Consider the following 19,139-nt stretch of genomic DNA (forward strand, 5'->3'; position numbering starts at 1 on the left):
CGATCGCGGCTGACGGGCAATACGGCGTGTTCTTCGCTGCCCATCAGGTCGCCACCATCGACTTGACGGGCTCAAAAAGTGTCGGTGATGTCTCCGAACGGGTGTCGGCCATGTCCCCGGACTGAACATCAAGCCCGGCAATGACGCGGTGGATGTGGCGTGCTCCGAGCGTGGACGCGATCGCCGCAACGGGGCTGCGTTCGCGCTCGCCCTACACCGTCACAGCGGCCGGCCGGGAGCGCACCCCGATCACGATGATCAGTCCGGCCACGAGCAGAACGAGGCTGCTCGCGCTGAACACGCCGCTGGTACCGCTGAAGTCGTAGAGCATGCCGCCCGCGGCGGCGCCGATCGCGATCGCGAGCTGCACGGCCGCCACCAGAAGTCCGCCGGCGCTCTCAGCCTGATCGGGGACCGTGCGCGTCAGCCAGGTCGACCACGCCACCGGAACCGCGCCGAACGCCAGCCCCCACAGCGCCACCATCACCGCGTCCGCGGCCGGACTGGCCAGGGCAACGAGACTGATGCCGAGAACGCCCATCAGCAGCGGCATCGCAATCAGGGTCAGCCGCAGGCTGCGCTCCAGCATCGGGCCCGCGAGCCACGTGCCCAGGAAGTTGGCGATGCCGAACCCGAGCAGGATAGCCGAGACCGCGCCGATGCCGGCGCCGGTCACCGTCTCCAGGAACGGGCGGATATAGGTGAAGAAGGCGAAGTGTCCGGTGAAGACCAGCATCGCGGCGAGCATGCCGAGACCGATGCCGGGGCGCATCAGCACATCGACCAGCGTGCGCAGGCGCGTCAGGCCGCTCGGCGCCATGCTCGGCAACGTCGCGAGCTGGACGACCAGCGTCACCACGCCCAGCACCAGGGTGATCAGGAACACATTGCGCCAGCCGATGATCTCGCCGAGATAGCTGCCGACCGGGGCCGCGAGGATGGTCGCGGCGGACACGCCGGTGAAGATCATCGACAGCGCCCGCGGCACCAGCGGCTCCGGCACGAGCCGCATGGCCACCGCCGCCGACATCGTCCAGAAACCGCCGAGCGCGATCCCGAGCAGAACGCGGCCGAGCAGCAGGAAGGTCAGCCCCGGCGCGAAGGCGACCAGCAGGTTCGAGACGATCAGCAGCACCGAAAACGCCAGCAGCACGTGCCGGCGGTCGACCCGGCGCGTCGCCGCCGAGATCAGCAGGCTCGTCACCAGGGCCACCACTGCGGTGACGGTTACGGCCTGGCCGGCGACGCCCTCGCTGATGCGCAGGTCCGCCGCCATCGGCGTCAGCAGGCTCGCCGGCAGAAACTCCGCCGTCACCAGGCTGAACACGCCGAGCGCCATCGACACCACGGCAGCCCATGCCGGCGTCTCGCCCGTGCGGCTCTGCTGAGCCGGCTGCACCACTTCACTCATCTGCCCCTCCATTCGCGGCAACGTCTTGCGGTGCAGCAAATAGGATGGCGGATCCGGACGATCCATGCCATAAAGTCCGGCATGCTTGATCATACGTCCGATAATCGCGCCGATATGGAGAGGGCGCCGACCCCTGCGGACCTTGTGAGCGAACTGCTCATGGGCATGCGCCTGGTCGGGCTCAAGTATCACCGCATCCAGATCCCCCCGCCGTTCGGGATCCGGTTCGGTGCGGCCGAAGGACGGGCCCAGTTCCACTTCGTCGCGCGCGGTCCGGTGTTCCTGCGCAGCGCCGATCAGGTGATCGCCATGACCACCGGCGATGCGGTGCTGATGCCGCGCGGCGGCGCGCACGATCTCGTGTCCGAAGCCGACATGCCCGGCCGCTGCGTTACCGCGTTCGAGACCGCGCCGCTGTGTCCGAGCGTCAGCGACATCAACGCCTGCGGTAACGGCGCCGCCGATGCCGGCGGCGCGCTGATTTTCAGCGGCTGCATGGCGTTCGACCTCGGCAGCATGCATCCGCTGGTGGCCCTGATGCCCGATGTCATGCTGGTGGGCACGCTGCTGGAGCGCTACCCCGAGATCCTGCCGATGCTGGAAGCGATGGAGCGCGAGAGCTGCGGCGAGCGCGCCGGCTTTGCCGGCATCCTGGCGCGGCTCGCCGATGTGGTGTCGGCGTTCATTGTCCGGGCGTGGGTGGAATGCGGCTGCGGCGACAGCAGTGGCTGGGTGGCGGCGCTGCGCGATCCGCGCCTTGGCCGCGTCATCGCCGCGCTGCATCGCGATCCCGGCAGGAACTGGACGGTCGCCGATCTCGCCGCCGAGATGGGCAGCTCGCGCTCGGTGTTCGCCGAACGGTTTCTGGAGGTCACCGGCATGACGCCGGTGCGCTATCTCACGGAGCTGCGCATGCGGCTGGCGTCACAATGGATCGGCCGCGACCGCATGTCGATCGATGTCGCCGCCCATCGCCTGGGCTACGGCTCGCAGGCCGCCTTCAGCCGCGCCTTCAAGCGCGTGATCGGACACCCGCCCGGCGCGATGCGCGACGGCGCCGCTTGAGCGCTGCGCCGTGCCGATGCAACGCGGCGCTATGCCACCACCACGGACAACCCGGCCTTCCTGAACTGCGCCGCCAGCGCCGCGGGCGGCGCGGCATCGGTGACGAGCCTTGCAAAATCGTCAGCCGCCCCGAGCCGCGCCACCGCACGGCGGCTGAACTTGGTGGCGTCGCCGACGGCGACCGCCATGTCGGCACGACGCAGCGCCGCGCGTTTCACCGCGATCTTGTCGAGATCGAAATCCATCAGCGCGCCGTCGTCGTCGAAGCCGGAGAAGCCGAGGAACGCGCAGTCGAAGTGGATCTCGTTGATGGCGGCGACGGTCGCCGCGCCGACCAGCGAGCCGTCGGGCCCGCGGCAGGCGCCACCGAACACCTGCAGCTCGATGCCCTCGTTCCCCGCCAGCAGCATCGCCACCGCAAGGCTGGTGGTGAACACCCGCAGCCCCGTGCGCTGGCGCAGCCGCCGCGCCACCGCCTCCACCGTGGTGCCGACATCGAGGAACACCGAGGCGCCGTCCGGCACCAGCGCCGCCGCGGCGAGGCCGATGCGCGCCTTGCCCTCCATCGAGCGGCCGTGCTTCTCGGCATAGCCGAGGCGCACGGTGGAATCGCGCACGCCGGCGCCGCCGTGAAAGCGCTGCAGCAGGCGGCCGCGGTCGAGCTGGATGATGTCGCGGCGGATCGACTGCGCCGACACCGCGAAGTGCTGCGCCAGCATCTCGATGGTGGCAAAGCCCTTCTCGCCGACGATCCGCACGATCTCGTGCTGCCGGGGCGTGATTTCGTCGGTCGGCCCGTTCGCGCTCGCCATGCCGCTTTTCCTGCGATGGAAGATATCTTACATATCCATGGCTTCCGCCGACATCAAGCTGGCGGGCACCGCTCCGACCAGCGCACAGAGAGACGAAGCCACCATGACAACCGCCCTGCGATGGCACCCGAACGCCAAGATCCTGTCGAACGGCGACCGCACCTTCGACCCGGCGGCCCTGCGCTGGACGGATAGTCCGCCGCCCGCGGAGGCCAGTGAAGCCGTCTCGCCGGTCGAGGCCCTGCAGCGGTTCGCGCCGGCCGGCCGGCTGCGCCGCGTGCCGATCGGGATCATCGGGCCGCGCGAGGCCACGGCCGCGCAATGCGACCTCGCCGAAGCACTCGGCGAAGCGCTGGCGCGCCATGGCCTGCAGATGCTGTGCGGCGGCAAGAACGGCGTGATGGAAGCCGCCTGCCGCGGCCATGCCGCCGGCGGCGGCCTGCCGGTCGGTCTCCTCCCCGACGAGGAATGGGACGCCGCCAACCCCTATGTCGCCATCCCCATCGCCACCGGCATCGGCCCGGCGCGCAACGCCATCATCGCCCGCGCCTGCCTTGCGCTGGTCGCGGTCGGCGGCGGCGTCGGCACGCTGTCGGAGATGGCGCTGGGGCTGCAGTTCAGGCGCCTGGTGCTGGCGCTCGCGGACGCGCCCCAGGTCGAGGCGGTGCCGCGGCTGCCCTCGGTGGACGCGGCCCTGGCGCGAATCGCCGCACGGGTGCTCGCTCTCGATGACCATATGTAATATTTCTTCCACGCGTCATTGATCTATCATGAAAGACCGCTAAGCGCTGTCGGGCGCCGAAGCGGCGACCGAGGGAGCGCCGGGTGCGGCTGATCACGATCCTCTACCTGGTCTTCCTGGCGGCGCCCGTCGCGCTGCTGGGACTGGGATCGTTCGGCGAGAGCTGGAGCAACACGCTGCTGCCGAGCGGCTTCACCTCGCGCTGGTTCGTCGAGGTCGCCACCGACCCGAGCTTCCGCCGCGCCTTCACCACCAGCCTGCAGGTCGTCGCCCTCACCTGCGCGCTGAACATCATCATCGGCCTGCCGCTCGCCTACGCCATCCAGGCCGGCGCCCGCGGCGGCGTGCGCATCTCCGCGCGTCTCGTCACTTTCCTGCCGGTCGCGGTGCCCGAACTGGTGCTGGCGTTCGGCTTCATCCTGGTGTTCTCGTCCGACGCCCTGCCCTGGCTCGGCAGCTTCTGGCTGCTCGCCGCCGGCCATCTCGTGCTGACGCTGCCCTACACCGTGACGGCGCTGATCGCCGACATGGACCAACTCGGCCTCGACGACTATGAGCATGCCGCCGCGACGCTTGGCGCCTCGTTCCTGATGCGCTTTCGCGACGTCACGCTGCCGCTGCTCGGCACCAGCCTTCTATCATCGACGCTGACGGTGGCGGCGCTGTCGATCGGCGAATTCCAGCTCTCCAACCTCGTCTCGGGTTTCCTGTCGCGCACCTATCCGGTGGTGCTGCTGCAGGCGTTCTATGGCGCGACGGGCTTTGCCTGCGCCGCCACCATCGTGCTGCTGCTGCTCGCGACCATCGCCTCGCTCGCGTCCAGCGTCACCGCCCAGGTCGCGGGCGCCGGCAAGGGAAGGGCCGCCGCATGAGCCTGCGCTACGACAACGTCAGCTACACCTACCCCGGCACCTCGACCGGCGTGTTCGACATTTCGCTGGAGATCGGCCGCGGCGAGCTGCTGGCGATCATCGGCGCCTCCGGCTCCGGTAAATCCACCGTGCTCAAGCTGCTCGCCGGCTTCGTGCAGCCGAGCGCCGGCCGCGTGCTGATCGACGGCGACGATGTCAGCACGACGCTGCCCGAGGCGCGCCGCCTCGGCGTCGTGTTCCAGAACTACGCGCTGTTTCCGCACATGCGGCTGTGGGAGAACGTCGCCTATCCCCTCAAGGTGCGCGGCCTGTCGCGCGGCGAGCGGCGCGAACGCGCGGCTGCGATGCTGCAGCGGGTCGGCATGGGCAACCGCGTCGACGACTTTCCCGCGGCGCTGTCCGGCGGCCAGCAGCAGCGCGTGGCGCTGGCCCGCGCGCTGGTGTTCGAGCCGCGTGGCCTCCTCCTCGACGAGCCGCTGTCGGCGCTCGACGCTGGCTTACGCATGGAGATGCGCGACGAGATTTTGCGGGTGCAGCGCGCCGCCGGCATCGCCACCCTGCTGGTCACCCACGACCAGGAAGAGGCGCTGTCGATCGCCGACAAGGTCGCTGTCATGCGCGACGGCCGGCTCATCCAGGTCGGCCCGCCGCGCGCGCTGTACGAGACCCCGGTCAACGCCGACGTCGCCGCCTTCGTCGGCCAGTCCAACCTGTGGCCCGGCCGGGTGACCGGCGCCAACCTCGTCGGCACCGCGCTTGGTCCGCTCGCCTGCGACACCGGCGACCGCGCGATCGGCGACGCGGTGACCGTGTTCGTCCGGCCCGAGCGCGTCACGCCTGTCGACGAACCGGCGACGGCCGTGGTCGGCCAGTTCACCGGCACCGTCGTCGCCGACCGCTATCTCGGCCCGGTGCGCCGCATCGACCTCGATGTCGGCGGCGGCATCATCAAGCTCGAAACTCACTTACGCGAACCGGTGACATCGGTCGCGATTCCGCCCGACGCCGTCCGGCTGCTGCCGGCCGGTCTGCAAAACCCTGCGTAAACCCCTGCAAGGACCTCGTCATGACCGGATCCCTCAACCGACGCGCCTTCCTGCTCTCGACCGCCGCAGCGACGCTTGCGGCGCCGCTCGTCACCTCCCATGCCGCGCTCGCGCTCGACGGCGGCGAGCTCTATCCCGGCGAACAGGCGCTGTACGACGCCGCCAGGAAGGAAGGCCTCGTGGTGTCCTTCGACACCGGCCCGACCTGGGCGAACTGGGCAGCTGAGTTCAAGGCGTTCCAGAAGCGCTATCCCGGCGTCGAGATGGTCTACAACGACCTCGGCTCGGCCGCGACGGTCGTGACCCTCGACAAGTCGCGCAACCGCCCGCAGGCCGACACCGCCTATTACTTCGCCGCGTCCGCGCTCGACGCCGCCAAGGCCGGCGTCGTCGCCGACTTCAAGCCGGTCAATTTCGACAAGCTGCCGGACACGCTGCGCCATCCCGAGGGCCAGTGGTTCACCATCCACACCCTCAACGTCGCATTCCTGGTCAACACCAAGCTGGTCAAGGACGTGCCGCAGAGCTGGGCGGACCTGCTCAAGCCCGATTACAAGAACGCCATCGTCTATCTCGACCCGCGCTCCACCGGCCAGGGCCAGGTGATCGCGTTCGCAAGCGCCTTCGGCAACGGCGGCAGCATGGACGACATCGCTCCGGGCATCGACTATCTCGGCAAGCTGTCGAAAGCCGGCAACGTGCTGCGCACCATGGGCACCACGCCTTACGCCCAGTTCCTGAAAGGAGAGATCCCGATCTGGATCGGCTACGAGAACGACGGCCTCAAGGCCAAGCATGTCGACGGCATGGGCGACGACATCGCGGTGGTGATCCCCAAGGAAGCTTCGGCCGCCGCGCCCTACGCCATCTCGCTGGTCAAGGGCGGCCCGAACCCCAATGCCGGCAAGCTGTGGCTCAACTTCATCATGACCGATGACGGCCAGAAGATTTTTGCCGAGGGTTTCGTGCGCCCCGCCGTGCCCGGCGCCGCGCTGCCGCCGTCCGTCGCCGACAAGATGCCCGCCGCCCCGCAGATCCGCCCCATCGACATCGCGAAAGCGGTTGCCAAGAAGGGCGAGATCGACGCCGGCTGGGCCAAGGCCGTGCTGGGGCAGTGAGCGAAGGGCTGCCGCGTTCAAACGCGCGTGACCTTTTGCAATGCGAGCGTCCCAACCCTCATCCTGAGGAGCCCGCAAAGCGGGCGTCTCGAAGGATGAGGCCGGGCGTCAACTTGTGGCCTCATGGTTCGAGACGGCGCAATTGCGCCTCCTCACCATGAGGAGTGGATGGCGTCGTGTGTCGAATGCTTCCTCCGCTTTCGGAACGGAGGCATTCACGTCACGATACTTCTTCCTTGGAGAGAAACCCGCGTGAGCACCCGCGCCCCGAAGACTGCGCTGACCGCCTTTGCCGCACCGGGCGTGCTGGTGCTCGGCCTGTTCTTCATTGCGCCGGTCACCGCGGTGCTGATCGGCGCGTTCTCCGACGGCGGCGCGGCGTTCGGCCGGCTCGCCGCCGACCCGGTGTTCTGGAACGGGCTGCGCGGCACGCTGCTGCTCGGCACCGTGGCGCCGCTGTTCTCGCTGACGATCGGCTTCTGCGTCGCGCTGACGCTGGCGCGCGTCGCGCCGGGCGTGCGCACCGCGGCGCTGATCGCGATCTCGCTGCCCCTGACCTTCTCCGGCCTGATCGTCGCCTACGGCTTCATCCTGCTGCTGGGCCGCGCCGGCTTTGTCACGCTGCTGCTCGCCGAGCTCGGCTTCGATCCCGCGGTGACCGGCGCCTTCATCTTCTCGCCGATCGGGCTGGGGCTCGCCTACTCCTACTATCTCGTGCCGCGCGTGGTGCTGATCGTGCTGCCGGCGATCAGCAACTTCGACCGCAGCCAGCTCGCCGCCGCCCGCTCGCTCGGCGCCGGCGCGTTCCGCGCGGTGATCGAGGTGATGCTGCCGCAGATCCTGCCAAGCCTCGTCGCCGCGTTCTGCCTGACGGCGGCGGTCGCCGTCGGCGCCTATGGTACGGCACTGGCCCTCGTCGGCACCCAGGTCAACATCCTGCCGCTCGTGCTCTACAGCAAGATCTCCGAGACCGGCACCGACCTGCCCGCCGCCTCCGCCGCGTCACTGGTGCTGGTGGCGATCTGCGCCTGCATCGTCGCGCTCGGCGAAGCGATCCGGCCGGCGGGGAAGCGGTAATGATCATCCGACCGGAAGTCGCTCCGCCTTGAGCCAGCGGCGCCGCAGCAGCGAGACCTTTCGCTCGCTCTCGACATCTACGGCTGAGTAGACGACAAGCCGGAGACCCGGCAATTCCTCGAGCAGGAAAGTGCTCTGCTCGAGCTCCATACGGCCCACACCGTGCACATCGAAGCGCTTGGTCTTGTTGCCACGACGACTGACGTCCTGTTCTGGCCACCAGCGATAGAACTCGTGGCTCGCGCGCTGCAGCCGCTCGATCAGTTGCACAAACGCTGGATCGTCGCGATGCCGCCCAAATTCGACGCGAAATCGGGCCAGCATTGCACGTGCATCGGTTTCCCAATCAGGAATCGCTGCGCGATGCGCTGGACTGGCGAAAACCAGCCACAGCATGTTGCGGTCCTCTGCGGGCAGTTTGGCAAGGTCACCAAACACCGCGGACAGCGCCGTATTCCAGGCGACCACCTGCATCGATGCAGTCGCGAAGTAAGCCGGACCTGATACGGCTTCAAGCATGCGTTGCAAGGACGGCGAGACCTCGGCTGGCAACACTGCTCCCACTGGAGGCGGCCGGTCGTGCGCCAGCATGAAAAGATGGGCCCGCTCGGTCGCATCCAGCCGCAATGCCTGCGCAACCCGGTCAAGAAAATGGCTGGAGACGTCGATGTCGCGGCCCTGCTCCAGCCACGTATACCAGGCGACACCAACACCCGCGAGATGCGAGACCTCCTCGCGGCGGAGCCCTGGCGTCCGCCGCCGTGGCGTCGCGGGCAAGCCAACATCCGTGGGCGAAAGACGCGCACGGCGGCTTCTGAGAAAGGCGGCCAGTTGCTCACGCGCCGGCCTGCGGCTGCGAATGGTCATTGCGATCCTGATACTCACTATACCCGGATAAAGTGCTCTCTGGTCGAATGATAGATCAAAGCACGATCATGCGCACGACGATCAACGACAACCGACCGCAAAGGCGATCGCCGTGCACCGCAACAGCCAAAGCCAGACCACCGAAGATCTGCGTCTAGACATCCGCGGCCTCACCGCGCTGCTGTGCGGCGTGTTTCTCGCCGTCTCCAGCGCGTTCATTGTCAATGTCGCGCTTCCCGGCATCCGACGGGATTTCGAGGCGACCGCTGCGCACGTCTCCGCGGTCGTTGCCTGCTATGGTCTGGCCTACGCCATGATGCTCATCACAGGGGGCCGCCTCGGCGATCTCTACGGGCGTCGACGCCTGTTTATCGTCGGCCTCGCCGGCTTCAGCGCGACCTCGTTGATGTGTGGGCTCGCCCCTACGATCGGCAGCCTGATCGCCGCCCGCATCGGACAGGGTCTCTTCGCCGCGCTCATGTATCCTCAGGTCCTCTCCATCATCCGCGTCGCCGCAGCGGACGAACTGGCACGGACGCGTGGCTTCGCCGCCTTCGGCGTCACGCTCGGCCTGTCGGGGATCGCCGGCCCCTTGATCGGCGGAGCGTTGATCACCACCGATATCCTTGGTTTTGGCTGGCGCATGATCTTCCTCGCGGTCGTGCCGGTTGGCGTCATCACCTGCGCCACGGCCTGGCGGTTCATACCGGAGACGCGCGACGCCACCGCCTCGGAACTCGATATCAGCGGAGCGCTGCTGTGCACCGCCGCGCTGGGCTTGCTGCTGTATCCACTGATCGCCGGCCCGACTCTCGGCTGGCCACGCTGGACCGTCGCGATGCTGGCTGCCGGCATCGCCCTGCTCGGCATTGCCGGACACGATCAACGCCGCAAGTCGCGGGCCGGCGGCTCTCCGCTGATCGCGCTGGCGCTGTTCACCAACACCGCCTTCACGGCAGGCACGATTATCGCCGGGTTACTGCATGCCACGCTCGTCGGATTCCTGTTCGTGCTGACCCTGCACCTCCAGACCGGACTTGGTTGCACGCCCTGGCAAGCGGCCCTGTTCACCGCGCCGACACCGGCGGCGTTTCTCGTCACGTCGGTGGTCGCAAGCCGTCTTGCCGCGCGTCTCGACGCTGGTGTCACGATGATGTTCGGCGCCGTCGGCATGGCCGTCGGCTACGCCGCCTGCGCCGCCGTCACCATGATGCAGACGGCCGCCGCCGCCTGGACGCTTGTTCCCGCACTCGCCATCGTCGGCGCGGGCCAGGGCCTGCTCCTTCCCCAGTTGCTGAATGTGTCGCTCGGAAGCGTGTCGCGGACGCAGGCCGGCTCGGCCTCCGGCCTGATCGCGACGGCCCAGCAGATCGGAGGCGCATTCGGCGTCGCAGCAGCCGGCATTCTGTACTTTGGCCTGTCTCGCCCCACCGCGGGAGCTGCCGACCATGCGTCCGCGTTTGCGCTGAGCCTCGCCTCCGACGTGGTCGTGAGCGCGATCATCATTGGATTGCTCCCGATCCTGTCCAGCGGGCTCTCGGCGTCCGCGCGACCATCCCGCTGAGCCTCACCAGGAGACCGCCATGCAAGACACGACAAGCATTCGATCCCGCTTTCTCGATTTCCGCGAGCGGCTGTACATACGGCATGACCTTGGAGCCGTGGACGAATACGTTCATCCGTTGTTTCGCAGCCACAGCGACAACATCGCGCCGGTGTTCGCGGCCTACCGCGCGTCCCGGCCGTCAGATCCGGAGCCTCTCGACATGCGGCCGGCCTACAAGCTGTTCGTCACTGCATTCCATGTCGGCCTTCCCGACCTGCAACCTGTCCACACGGATATCGTGGTCGAAGCTCAACAGCTCATGGCCATGACCCGATGGTCCGGCACCCACCTCGGCCCGTTTCGTGGTCTCGCCGCCACTGGCAAGACCTTGCATTTCGCGACGGCCGACCTCTACCAGTTGCGCGACGGACTGCTCGCCGAGCACTGGGACATCGCCGATGCCCTCGACGCCTGGACGACGCTCGGCCTCGTCCAGCGCATCTGATCGCATTCAGCCGGCGGCTGCGACGTGCAATTGCATCGTCGCACCGCCAGCACGAGGCCATCGATGACGCAAGCGACATGGCGCAGCATCGCGCTGTCGAGCACGGCGAACACCGCACCGCGATCGTAGCTGCCGCTGACATTTTCGGGCCTGATCGTCGCCTACGGCTTCATCCTGCTGCTGGGCCGCGCCGGCTTTGTCACGCTGCTGCTCGCCGAGCTCGGCTTCGATCCCGCGGTGACCGGCGCCTTCATCTTCTCGCCCATTGGCCTCGGGCTCGCCTACTCCTATTACCTCGTGCCGCGCGTGGTGCTGATCGTGCTGCCGGCGATCAGCAACTTGGACCGCAGCCAGCTTGCGGCGGCGCGCTCGCTCGGCGCCGGCGCGTTCCGTGCCGTGATCGAGGTGATGCTGCCGCAGATCCTGCCGAGCCTCGTCGCCGCATTCTGCCTGACCTCGGCGGTCGCCGTCGGCGCCTACGGCACCGCGCTGGCCCTTGTCGGCACCCAGGTCAACATCCTGCCGCTCGTGCTCTACAGCAAGATCTCCGAGACCGGCACCGACCTCGCCGCCGCCTCCGCCGCATCGCTCGTGCTGGTAGCGATCTGCGCCTGCATCGTTGCGCTCGGCGAGGCGATCAGGCCCGCGGGGAAGAGGGAGTAGCACAACGGCCGCAATTCGATTGTCGCGTAGGCCTACGACGAGGATCCGAGCGTTAGAAGTCTCATGCAGTTTGCTCTACAAGTGGGGTGCAAGGACGATCTTTTGGCTCTGAGTACTTGGAAAAGCCTAGCTCACTCTACCTTCGTGTGGGTACAGATCAGTACAGCTCAAGCGTCGCGCTCCACTACCTCAGCTATAAGGGGCAGATACCTCCTTACTTGTTCGCGATCACTCTCCTTCTCCGCGTCAGTCAGATCCACATAGGAAGTCGCAAGCTGCTTCTCCCATCGCTGAACAAGCTGCACGGGCATCAGCAGCGAACCATCCGACTGTCTTATACACTTGCTGTGCAAGTATCTCTGCCAATGCGACCATCGCTCATGTTCGATCGCGGCGAGACGCTCTATCAGATCTTCTAACCTCTTGGTAACGTCATTTTCCTTCATAGGAGACCAGCTATCGCAAGGCGCCGATAATGCTCACCGAGCGCGGTTAGCTTCATCGTCTTGCTCTCCACAGCCGCATGATATGGATGCTGCGCGCCCACCGGTACGGCCAAGTTCACTCGGTTGTACTTTTGCAAGATAGAGAAAATCGGCGTCTTTTCTGGATCAGCGTCCGGATGTTCCGGCTCGTAGCCTGGATCAAGCTGAAACTCGCATCCAGGCTGAGGAAAAAATTCTGCTATGCGGCGCAGATCCGCTGGGGGTATGGGTGACTGCACCTTACGAAGGGATATGAACCCTTTCACATTTGTCTTGAAAACTGGTCGTTGGCTCCAGCTGCCCAGCGACTGATCAACGTGCGCATAGACGCTTCCCGGCGTAACTTCTCCGACTAAGTTCGCCGCAGCACCACCAAGTGCATCCACTAAAAGTCCGGTAAATAAACCGCCACCGTTGGCCTCCACAGCATACTGATCCTTGGTAGACGCCGTCAGAATCGTCATGCCATCGGCAATTTCTGAGATTTGCTTATTCGTATGACTGTCGCCGAGCGCTCCACTATGACAGCTGTCGAGAACAATGATTTTGTTTCGAGCAGGACTTTCGTTTGCAAAAGTCATGATTTCAGAAAGCGGAATACCGTCGTCGCCTGTCTTACAATCGCCAGCGCAGAGATAGCCACCCGTAGTCTCGATGTGACCATGTCCAGCGAAGTAAAAAAGGCTCACGTCGGTATCGCCAACAAAAAGCTCTCGGATGGCCTGCTTTAGTCCAACGCGCGTTATGACGTCTGTCGGGCCTGTTCCTGCGACAATCCTTGTACCGAAATTTACCGAGCCGTCTGCGTGACGGTCTAGCATTGCCTTTACCGCGTGCGCGTCATTCACACATCCGCTCAAACGCCCGATATGCTCATAGTGATCAATGCCGACAATCAGAGCTTTCCGCATGCGCTACTCCAGCGCTCAGAGAGAATCGATCCAGTCTTTGATGTTGTCCCACGTCCACACCATAGTATTGACGCCATCGATCTTCGTTCTGTCGTCCTTATACGCCCAAATGCCGCGAATTTTTTTCTTCTCCTCTTGAGCGCATTTGATCTCCCATTTCTGGCCACTAGAAGTGGATGAGTTCGCGCTGACGATGACAAGAACACCATCGGATCGAAGAATGCGCGTTCGAACCTTTTTCTTCCATTCTTCTTCATACGCTTCCTTCACCGACATATCGGTGTATTCAAAAGCCGTTTTCGTATGGAGAGACTGTCCTTTGATCAAATCGCGGATTTTTTCATCTTCGATAGCAAACGCTACAAAAATCACTTTATTCGCCATAGCTATCTTCCTTTGAATACAAAATAGAGAAGCAATCAACGCACTATAGCGGTTCCCTAGAGTTTGCCAATTCTGCTCCGCCGCTCTCTGCGAACGCAGACCTCAGGGGCCAACAAAGGCGCCTACCCGGCGTTGGAGAGACACACAGAAGCGACGGACGAGCTCACCACTAAGCTGGAGGTAAGCGGTGGACATATACGAATAGATTCAGCAACATCGGGATACCGTGGACAGTGATGTAGTTCGCGCACCATCAGAACCATCTCTGCGAAGCGAATTTACCAAATCTTATGGCTCATTCTTCCGCATCGCCTCACCAAACACCTCATCCAACCTCTCACCCTCGCGATATCCCGCCAGTCCCTCCGGCCGCGTGACGCCGGGCAACAGCCGCGGACATGGTTCGTCGGCGCCGACGACGGTGCGCACCGGGATGACGCCGGCCCACACCGGGAAATCATAATCCTCCTCGTCATCGCCGACGCCTTTGGCGCGGGACTTCACGGAGGCATCGTCGATGAGCATGGCGATGACGGTCGTCGCCTTGATCTCCTGCTCGGTGGTCGGCCGCAGCGTTGCGGCGCGGCCGGGATAGAAGCGGTCGACGAGACCGTTGAGGGCGCGCGCCTTCGCGTCGGCATCATCGACGATGCGCGCGGTGCCGAAGCACATCGCCGAGCGGTAGTTGACGGAGTGGTTGAAGCCAGAGCGCGCCAGCACCAGGCCGTCGAGATGCGACACCGTGAGGCACGCCGGCGTGCCGGCGCGCAGATGGCGCAGCATCCGGCTGGCGGACGAGCCGTGCCAGTAGAGCAGGTCGTCCTCGCGCCAGTGAATGGTGGGCGTGCAGTAGGGCTGGCCGTCGATGACATAAGCGACATGGCACAGCATCGCGCTGTCGAGCACGGCGAACACGGCATCGCGATCGTAGCTGCCGCGCTCGTGGTAGCGCTTGAGGCGGTTGCGCTCGGTGGTCGGGAACGGCGCGGAGGTGGTCGGCGGGCTGTCGCTCACGGCTTCTGTCCTCGATCTGGCTTGCATCGTCAGGCTGGCAGGACCACTGTGCGCCATGCCAATGGTTCGAAAAAGGACCAATTCTCGATCAAAAACAGCGACCAATCCGCCGGACTGGTCGGCGCTGATGCCTGTGCTGCCGGGCGAAGGGCCGCGCGCGCGAGCGCTGTACCGCGCCATCCGCCAGCTGATCGAGGGCGGCCGCGTGCCGGCGGGCGCGAAGCTGCCGACGACGCGCGACCTCGCGCAGCGCCTGCGGCTGTCGCGCGCCGCCGCCGTTGCCGCGTTCGAGATGCTGGGCGCGGAAGGCTTCGTCGAGGCGCGCACCGGCGCCGGCACCTTCGTCGCGGCGCGGGTGCCGGACCTGTCGCAGGCGGTGCCGGCAACACCGGCGCGGCCATCGAAAAAGACGGCGCGCGCGGCGCCGCCGGCGGCAATGCCGCAGGCCTGCACCCTCGGCGTCGCGGTCTCCGATGCGCGCACGCTGCAGATCTTCCGCCGCCTGCTGTCGCGCGACCTGATGCGGCCGCACCCCGACCATTTCCACTACGGCGACCCGCGCGGCAGCCGAGCCCTGCGCGAGGCCGTCGCGGCGTATCTCACGACGGCACGCGGCGTGCGCTGCCATGCCGAAGAGATCGTGCTGACCTCCGGCACCCAGCAGGGGCTCGATCTCGTCGCCCGCGCGGCGTTGAAGCCCGGCGACACCGCGTGGATCGAGGACCCCGGCTATCCGATGGCACGCGCGGCGCTGCTCGGCACCGGAGCGAAGCTCGCCGGCCTGCCAGTGGACGCGTCCGGCCTCGACATCGCGCAGGGCGCCTCACGGCCGGCGCGCCTCGTCTATGTCACGCCGTCCCATCAATTCCCGCTCGGCGTCACCATGACCATGGCGCGCCGCCTCGCGCTGATCGAATGGGCGCAGCGCCACGACGCCTGGATCATCGAGGACGACTACGACAGCGAATTCCGCTACGCCGGCCCGCCGCTCACCGCGCTGCAGGGCATGGATGGCGGCGGCCGCGTCGCCTATCTCGGCACCTTCTCCAAGGTGCTGTTTCCCGGCCTGCGCGTCGGCTACGCGGTGCTGCCGGAGCCGCTGCTCGGCGCGGTGCTGGAGCTGCGCGCCCGCTCCGACCGCCATCCGCCGACGGTGATGGAGAATGCGCTGGCGGCGCTGATCAGCGAGGGCCATTTCGCCGCCCACCTGCGCCGCGCCCGGCGCACGGTGCAGGCGGCGCGCGACACGCTGGTGGCGCAGCTGCAGGCCCATGCGAGCGACCATCTCGCGGTGGCCGTGCCCGAGCAGGGCCTGCACCTCGTCGCGGCGCTCGACCATCCGCGGCGCGATACCGAGATCGTGACGGCGGCGGAGGCTTCCGGCGTCGCCGTGCGGGCGCTGTCGCCGATGTATCTCGATGCACCGGCACGGCAGGGGCTGGTGCTGGGATTCTCAGGGTTCAGTGTCGAGGCATTGCGGCGCGCAGCGCGGACGCTGGGCGAGGTGTTGCGGGCGGAGGAGTGAGCGCGGCGATTTCCGGCGCGCGTGTCCCGTCATCCTGAGGTGCGCGCTCTTGCGCGCCTCGAAGGATGAACGGCCGCTGAGCTGCCGCCCGGGCCGTCGCCCTTCGAGGGCCATGCTCCGCACCACAAGTCGGGCTTGCCCGACTTGTGGCTTTCAAAGAACGCCCCGGCTAAAGCCGGGGCTATGCACCTCAGGGTGACGGATGACGACAATCAACGTCGGCGCTGTGCAGGAAAGCGAAGAAACCCGCAAGTCAGTGCGCTTGTGCGACGAACAAGCGCTTCCGCACCCTCTGCGTCATCACCGGGCCGGCGCGGAGCGCCGAGACCCGGTGATCCAGCTTTTCCTGACTTACAATACGTAGCGACGAAGCTGGATTGCCGGGTCGAGCCCGGCAATGACGCGGTGGGTGTGGCTAGCGCCACAGTTCAACGCGGACGCCGTACAACGTGTACCGGGCATCACGCGCGTCGCACACCTTCACTACTCGCACATCAGCGTCGGCTTGCGGAAATCGGTGACGAACCAGCGGCCGTCGCGCGGGGTGGCGTAGAGAGTGTAGAAGCATTCACGGCTCTCGACATAGCCCGGCGTATGGGTCTCGACGCGGCGCTCGCCATAGCGCGTGTCGCGGATGTCGACGCGCGACCTGCCGGGCACGACGTCGTTGTGCACCTGCCGCCACTGGAAGGCGCGGCGGCCGTCACCGAGGTCGAAGCTGTTGATCGGCGGACCATAGTCGGCGATCGCCGCCTCGATCGGCTGGCCGACATAGCCCTTCATGATGTCGGAGGCGCAGCCGGCGAGCAGCAGGGTGGAGACGAGCGCGAGCGCGGCGAGGCCACGGCGGCCACGCATCGGCGGCAGGAGTTTCACGCAAGCATCCCTTTCACTTGAGCATTCGTGGGTCGGCCACGGCCGGCGCGGCGGCGGGCGCCGCCTCCGCATGACGGTGGAGCTCGATGCGGAAGCAGGCGCCGCCAATGGCCGTATCCGTGACGCTGACACGGCCGAGATGGCGGCGGGCGATCTCGCGCACGAGATTGAGACCAAGGCCCGCGCCGGTGGAGCGTGGATGCAGGCGGTAGAATGGCTCGAACACCCGCGCGCGCTCGTCCTGCGGCACGCCGGGGCCTTCGTCGCGCACGTCCACCGCGCCGGAGCTATCGACCGCCACGGTGATGACGCCCCTGCGGCCGCCATGCTCGATGGCGTTCTGCACCAGGTTGGTCACGGCCTGCTCCAGCGAGGTCTGGTCGCCGAGCACCGGCACGCGCGTCTCGTCCGGCTCGAACGCGAGGTCATAGCCGGCGGCGATGGCGATCGGCGCCATGTCCTCGACGACATGGCGGGCGAGCGCGACAAGATCGAGCGGCGTAAAGACGTCGATATGATCGAGGCGCTGCAGGTCGAGCAACTGCTCGGCAAGCAGCGCAAGGCGCGTGACGTCCTCAATCAGACGGGTGCGCTCGGGGCTCGGCGGCAGCAGTTCGAGGCGGGTCTGCAGGATGGTGATCGGCGTACGCAGCTCGTGGGCGGCGTCGGCCATGAAGCGGCTGCGCCGGTCATAGCCATCGTCGAGCCGCTCCAGCGCGCGATTGACCGCCTGCACCAGCGGCGCGACCTCGCGCGGCACCTGGCTGGTCGGCAGCCGCACCGCGAGGCGATTGATGTCGATCAGGCTGGCGTGCTCCGCCGTCGCGCGCAGGCCGCCGAGCGCCCGGCGCACCACGATGGGGGTCGCCACCATGGTCGCAACGCCCATCACCAGAACGATCGGCGCGATCCCGGTGACGACGACCAGCACGGCGAGGGCGGCGACGATGCGCAGCCAGGTGCGCCAGCCGGTGGCGTTCTCCATCACCTCGAGGCGCGCGTCGACATTCAGGCTCACGGTGTGCGCGCGTGCCACCGGATTGCCGGTGCCGCCGAGGATCTGCACCTGGCCCGCCTCGGTCTTCAGCCGCTTCAGGCTGGCGGTCGGGCTGTTGTCGCCGAGCCCCCAGCTCAGACTGGCGCGGTCGGCGGTGGCGAGCACGGTGCCGAATTCGCCGCGAAAGCGCGGCGGCACCTCGCCGGACGAGACCATGGCGCCGTTCGCATCCCGCACCACCAGCCACAGCTTCGGATGTGCCGCGCGCAGAGCGACGAGATCCGGCGTATCACGGAGCGCCAGCGCACCGGTGGCGTCGCGAAACACCCCATCGCGAGCGGCATCGACCACAGCGGCATCGTCCTGCAGGTCGTTGAAGCTCAGCACGAAGATGATCAGGGCGAGCAGCAGGACGAGGGCGACCACCTGCATGGCGATGATGCTGCGCACCAGCCGCCAGTGCAGCGATCCCGGCGGCTTTTCTTTCTTTGGGCTCATGGCAGCGTCCGCAGCAGGTAGCCGACGCCGCGCACGCTGCGGATCTCGACATCGGCGCCGGCCTCGCCGAGCTTGCGGCGCAAGCGCGACACATGGGGATCGAGCGCGTTCGGCTGGATGTCCTCGCCGAAGCCGTAGACCGCCTCCTCCAGCGCGGCACGCGCCACCGTGCGCCCGGCGCGGCGCACCAGGGTTTCCAGCACCAGGATTTCGCGCCGCGACAGACCCATCGGCACGCCGCGCACGCTGGCGGTGCGGTGGCGCAGGTTGAAAACCAGCGTGCCGGCGGCGATCTCCTCGTTCTCGAGGCAAGCGGGCCGCCGCAGCACGGTGCGCAGCCGCGCCAGCAGTTCCTCCAGCGCGAACGGCTTGGTGAGGTAGTCGTCGGCGCCGCAGTCGAGACCCTGGACGCGGTCAGCAAGGTCGCGCCGCGCGGTGAGCACGATGACCGGGGTGGTGACGCCGCGGGCGCGTAAGCGCGGCACCAGCGTCAGGCCATCGCCATCCGGCAGGCGGCGGTCGAGAATCACCGCATCATGCACGCCCTGGCGCGCCGCCTCCTCGGCCTCGGCCAGCAGCAGCACATGGTCGACGACGGCGTCCTGGCGCTCGAGCGCGGTGCGCAGCAGCGCCGCGATCTCCGGCTCATCCTCGACGACCAGGATTCGCATGCAATGGGGCCCGACACCACGCGGCACGACGAGACGCCCCGGAACGGGCCGCTC

The 19,139-nt window shown here is 66.9% G+C and carries 19 protein-coding genes and 1 pseudogene; 11 read left to right on the forward strand and 9 right to left on the reverse strand.

Features of this window, described 5'->3' with window-relative positions:
* A pseudogene (locus AB4Z37_RS12490) lies at window positions 1–125 on the forward strand (IS481 family transposase); the annotation flags it as partial.
* Between the two features lie 86 nt (window positions 126–211).
* Here the strand turns inward: AB4Z37_RS12490 and AB4Z37_RS12495 are convergent.
* A complete protein-coding gene (locus tag AB4Z37_RS12495; protein ID WP_441517060.1) occupies window positions 212–1,411 on the reverse strand; it encodes an MFS transporter in 1,200 nt (399 codons plus the stop codon).
* An 81-nt stretch (window positions 1,412–1,492) separates the two neighbouring features.
* Between AB4Z37_RS12495 and AB4Z37_RS12500 the strand changes: the two genes are divergently transcribed.
* On the forward strand, window positions 1,493–2,476 hold the full coding sequence (locus tag AB4Z37_RS12500) for an AraC family transcriptional regulator (protein ID WP_441517061.1): 984 nt from the start codon (window positions 1,493–1,495) through the stop codon (window positions 2,474–2,476).
* A gap of 29 nt (window positions 2,477–2,505) precedes the next feature.
* On the opposite strand, the gene AB4Z37_RS12505 is transcribed toward AB4Z37_RS12500, so the two are convergent.
* Window positions 2,506–3,288, reverse strand: a complete 783-nt coding sequence (locus AB4Z37_RS12505; protein ID WP_441517062.1) for a DeoR/GlpR family DNA-binding transcription regulator — start codon at window positions 3,286–3,288, stop codon at window positions 2,506–2,508.
* 103 nt (window positions 3,289–3,391) lie between these two features.
* On the opposite strand from AB4Z37_RS12505, the gene AB4Z37_RS12510 reads away from it, so the two are divergent.
* The 5 genes from AB4Z37_RS12510 to AB4Z37_RS12530 all read left to right on the forward strand — a co-directional run bounded on the left by AB4Z37_RS12510 (window position 3,392) and on the right by AB4Z37_RS12530 (window position 8,143).
* On the forward strand, window positions 3,392–4,030 hold the full coding sequence (locus AB4Z37_RS12510; protein WP_441517063.1) for a TIGR00725 family protein: 639 nt from the start codon (window positions 3,392–3,394) through the stop codon (window positions 4,028–4,030).
* A gap of 83 nt (window positions 4,031–4,113) precedes the next feature.
* A complete protein-coding gene (locus AB4Z37_RS12515; RefSeq protein WP_441517064.1) occupies window positions 4,114–4,902 on the forward strand; it encodes an ABC transporter permease in 789 nt (262 codons plus the stop codon).
* Window positions 4,899–5,948: an ABC transporter ATP-binding protein gene (locus tag AB4Z37_RS12520; RefSeq protein WP_441517065.1), complete on the forward strand. Its 1,050-nt coding sequence runs from the start codon at window positions 4,899–4,901 to the stop codon at window positions 5,946–5,948. The genes AB4Z37_RS12515 and AB4Z37_RS12520 overlap by 4 nt, the downstream gene beginning before the upstream one ends.
* Window positions 5,949–5,968: 20 nt before the next feature.
* A complete protein-coding gene (locus tag AB4Z37_RS12525; RefSeq protein WP_441517066.1) occupies window positions 5,969–7,066 on the forward strand; it encodes an extracellular solute-binding protein in 1,098 nt (365 codons plus the stop codon).
* Window positions 7,067–7,318: 252 nt separating this feature from the next.
* Window positions 7,319–8,143 carry an ABC transporter permease gene (locus tag AB4Z37_RS12530; RefSeq protein WP_441517067.1) on the forward strand — a complete coding sequence of 275 codons (825 nt, stop codon included), beginning with the start codon at window positions 7,319–7,321 and terminating at the stop codon, window positions 8,141–8,143.
* A gap of 3 nt (window positions 8,144–8,146) precedes the next feature.
* On the opposite strand, the gene AB4Z37_RS12535 is transcribed toward AB4Z37_RS12530, so the two are convergent.
* Entirely contained in the window at window positions 8,147–9,010 is an 864-nt protein-coding gene (locus tag AB4Z37_RS12535) for a helix-turn-helix transcriptional regulator (RefSeq protein ID WP_441517068.1), read from the reverse strand.
* A 112-nt stretch (window positions 9,011–9,122) separates the two neighbouring features.
* On the opposite strand from AB4Z37_RS12535, the gene AB4Z37_RS12540 reads away from it, so the two are divergent.
* The 3 genes from AB4Z37_RS12540 to AB4Z37_RS12550 all read left to right on the forward strand — a co-directional run bounded on the left by AB4Z37_RS12540 (window position 9,123) and on the right by AB4Z37_RS12550 (window position 11,724).
* The gene (locus AB4Z37_RS12540; RefSeq protein WP_441517069.1) at window positions 9,123–10,574 is read left to right on the forward strand and encodes an MFS transporter; all 1,452 of its coding nucleotides are present in this window, start codon (window positions 9,123–9,125) and stop codon (window positions 10,572–10,574) included.
* 19 nt (window positions 10,575–10,593) lie between these two features.
* Window positions 10,594–11,061, forward strand: coding sequence for an ester cyclase (locus tag AB4Z37_RS12545; protein WP_441517070.1), 468 nt, complete (start codon window positions 10,594–10,596; stop codon window positions 11,059–11,061).
* Window positions 11,062–11,268: 207 nt separating this feature from the next.
* Window positions 11,269–11,724, forward strand: a complete 456-nt coding sequence (locus AB4Z37_RS12550) for an ABC transporter permease subunit (RefSeq protein WP_441517326.1) — start codon at window positions 11,269–11,271, stop codon at window positions 11,722–11,724.
* A 442-nt stretch (window positions 11,725–12,166) separates the two neighbouring features.
* Here AB4Z37_RS12550 and AB4Z37_RS12555 read toward each other — a convergent pair whose 3' ends face one another.
* The 3 genes from AB4Z37_RS12555 to AB4Z37_RS12565 all read right to left on the reverse strand — a co-directional run bounded on the left by AB4Z37_RS12555 (window position 12,167) and on the right by AB4Z37_RS12565 (window position 14,545).
* Complete coding sequence (locus AB4Z37_RS12555; RefSeq protein ID WP_441517071.1) at window positions 12,167–13,120, reverse strand: caspase family protein; 954 nt, start codon at window positions 13,118–13,120, stop codon at window positions 12,167–12,169.
* 15 nt (window positions 13,121–13,135) lie between these two features.
* Entirely contained in the window at window positions 13,136–13,504 is a 369-nt protein-coding gene (locus AB4Z37_RS12560) for a TIR domain-containing protein (protein WP_441517072.1), read from the reverse strand.
* Window positions 13,505–13,792: 288 nt separating this feature from the next.
* Entirely contained in the window at window positions 13,793–14,545 is a 753-nt protein-coding gene (locus tag AB4Z37_RS12565) for a pyridoxamine 5'-phosphate oxidase family protein (RefSeq protein ID WP_441517073.1), read from the reverse strand.
* A gap of 100 nt (window positions 14,546–14,645) precedes the next feature.
* Here AB4Z37_RS12565 and pdxR point away from each other — a divergent pair, with 100 nt between their 5' ends.
* Window positions 14,646–16,043 carry a MocR-like pyridoxine biosynthesis transcription factor PdxR gene (gene pdxR, locus AB4Z37_RS12570; protein ID WP_441517074.1) on the forward strand — a complete coding sequence of 466 codons (1,398 nt, stop codon included), beginning with the start codon at window positions 14,646–14,648 and terminating at the stop codon, window positions 16,041–16,043.
* Window positions 16,044–16,526: 483 nt separating this feature from the next.
* Here pdxR and AB4Z37_RS12575 read toward each other — a convergent pair whose 3' ends face one another.
* The 3 genes from AB4Z37_RS12575 to AB4Z37_RS12585 are packed head-to-tail and all read right to left on the reverse strand — an operon-like array spanning window position 16,527 to window position 19,085.
* Entirely contained in the window at window positions 16,527–16,919 is a 393-nt protein-coding gene (locus tag AB4Z37_RS12575; protein ID WP_441517075.1) for a hypothetical protein, read from the reverse strand.
* A gap of 13 nt (window positions 16,920–16,932) precedes the next feature.
* On the reverse strand, window positions 16,933–18,414 hold the full coding sequence (locus AB4Z37_RS12580; RefSeq protein WP_441517076.1) for a sensor histidine kinase: 1,482 nt from the start codon (window positions 18,412–18,414) through the stop codon (window positions 16,933–16,935).
* Window positions 18,411–19,085 carry a response regulator transcription factor gene (locus AB4Z37_RS12585; protein WP_441517077.1) on the reverse strand — a complete coding sequence of 225 codons (675 nt, stop codon included), beginning with the start codon at window positions 19,083–19,085 and terminating at the stop codon, window positions 18,411–18,413. Before AB4Z37_RS12585 ends, AB4Z37_RS12580 begins: the two co-directional genes overlap by 4 nt.
* Window positions 19,086–19,139: the final 54 nt, after the last annotated feature.

Source organism: Bradyrhizobium sp. 2TAF24 (assembly GCF_052115025.1).
Taxonomy (GTDB): domain Bacteria; phylum Pseudomonadota; class Alphaproteobacteria; order Rhizobiales; family Xanthobacteraceae; genus Bradyrhizobium_A.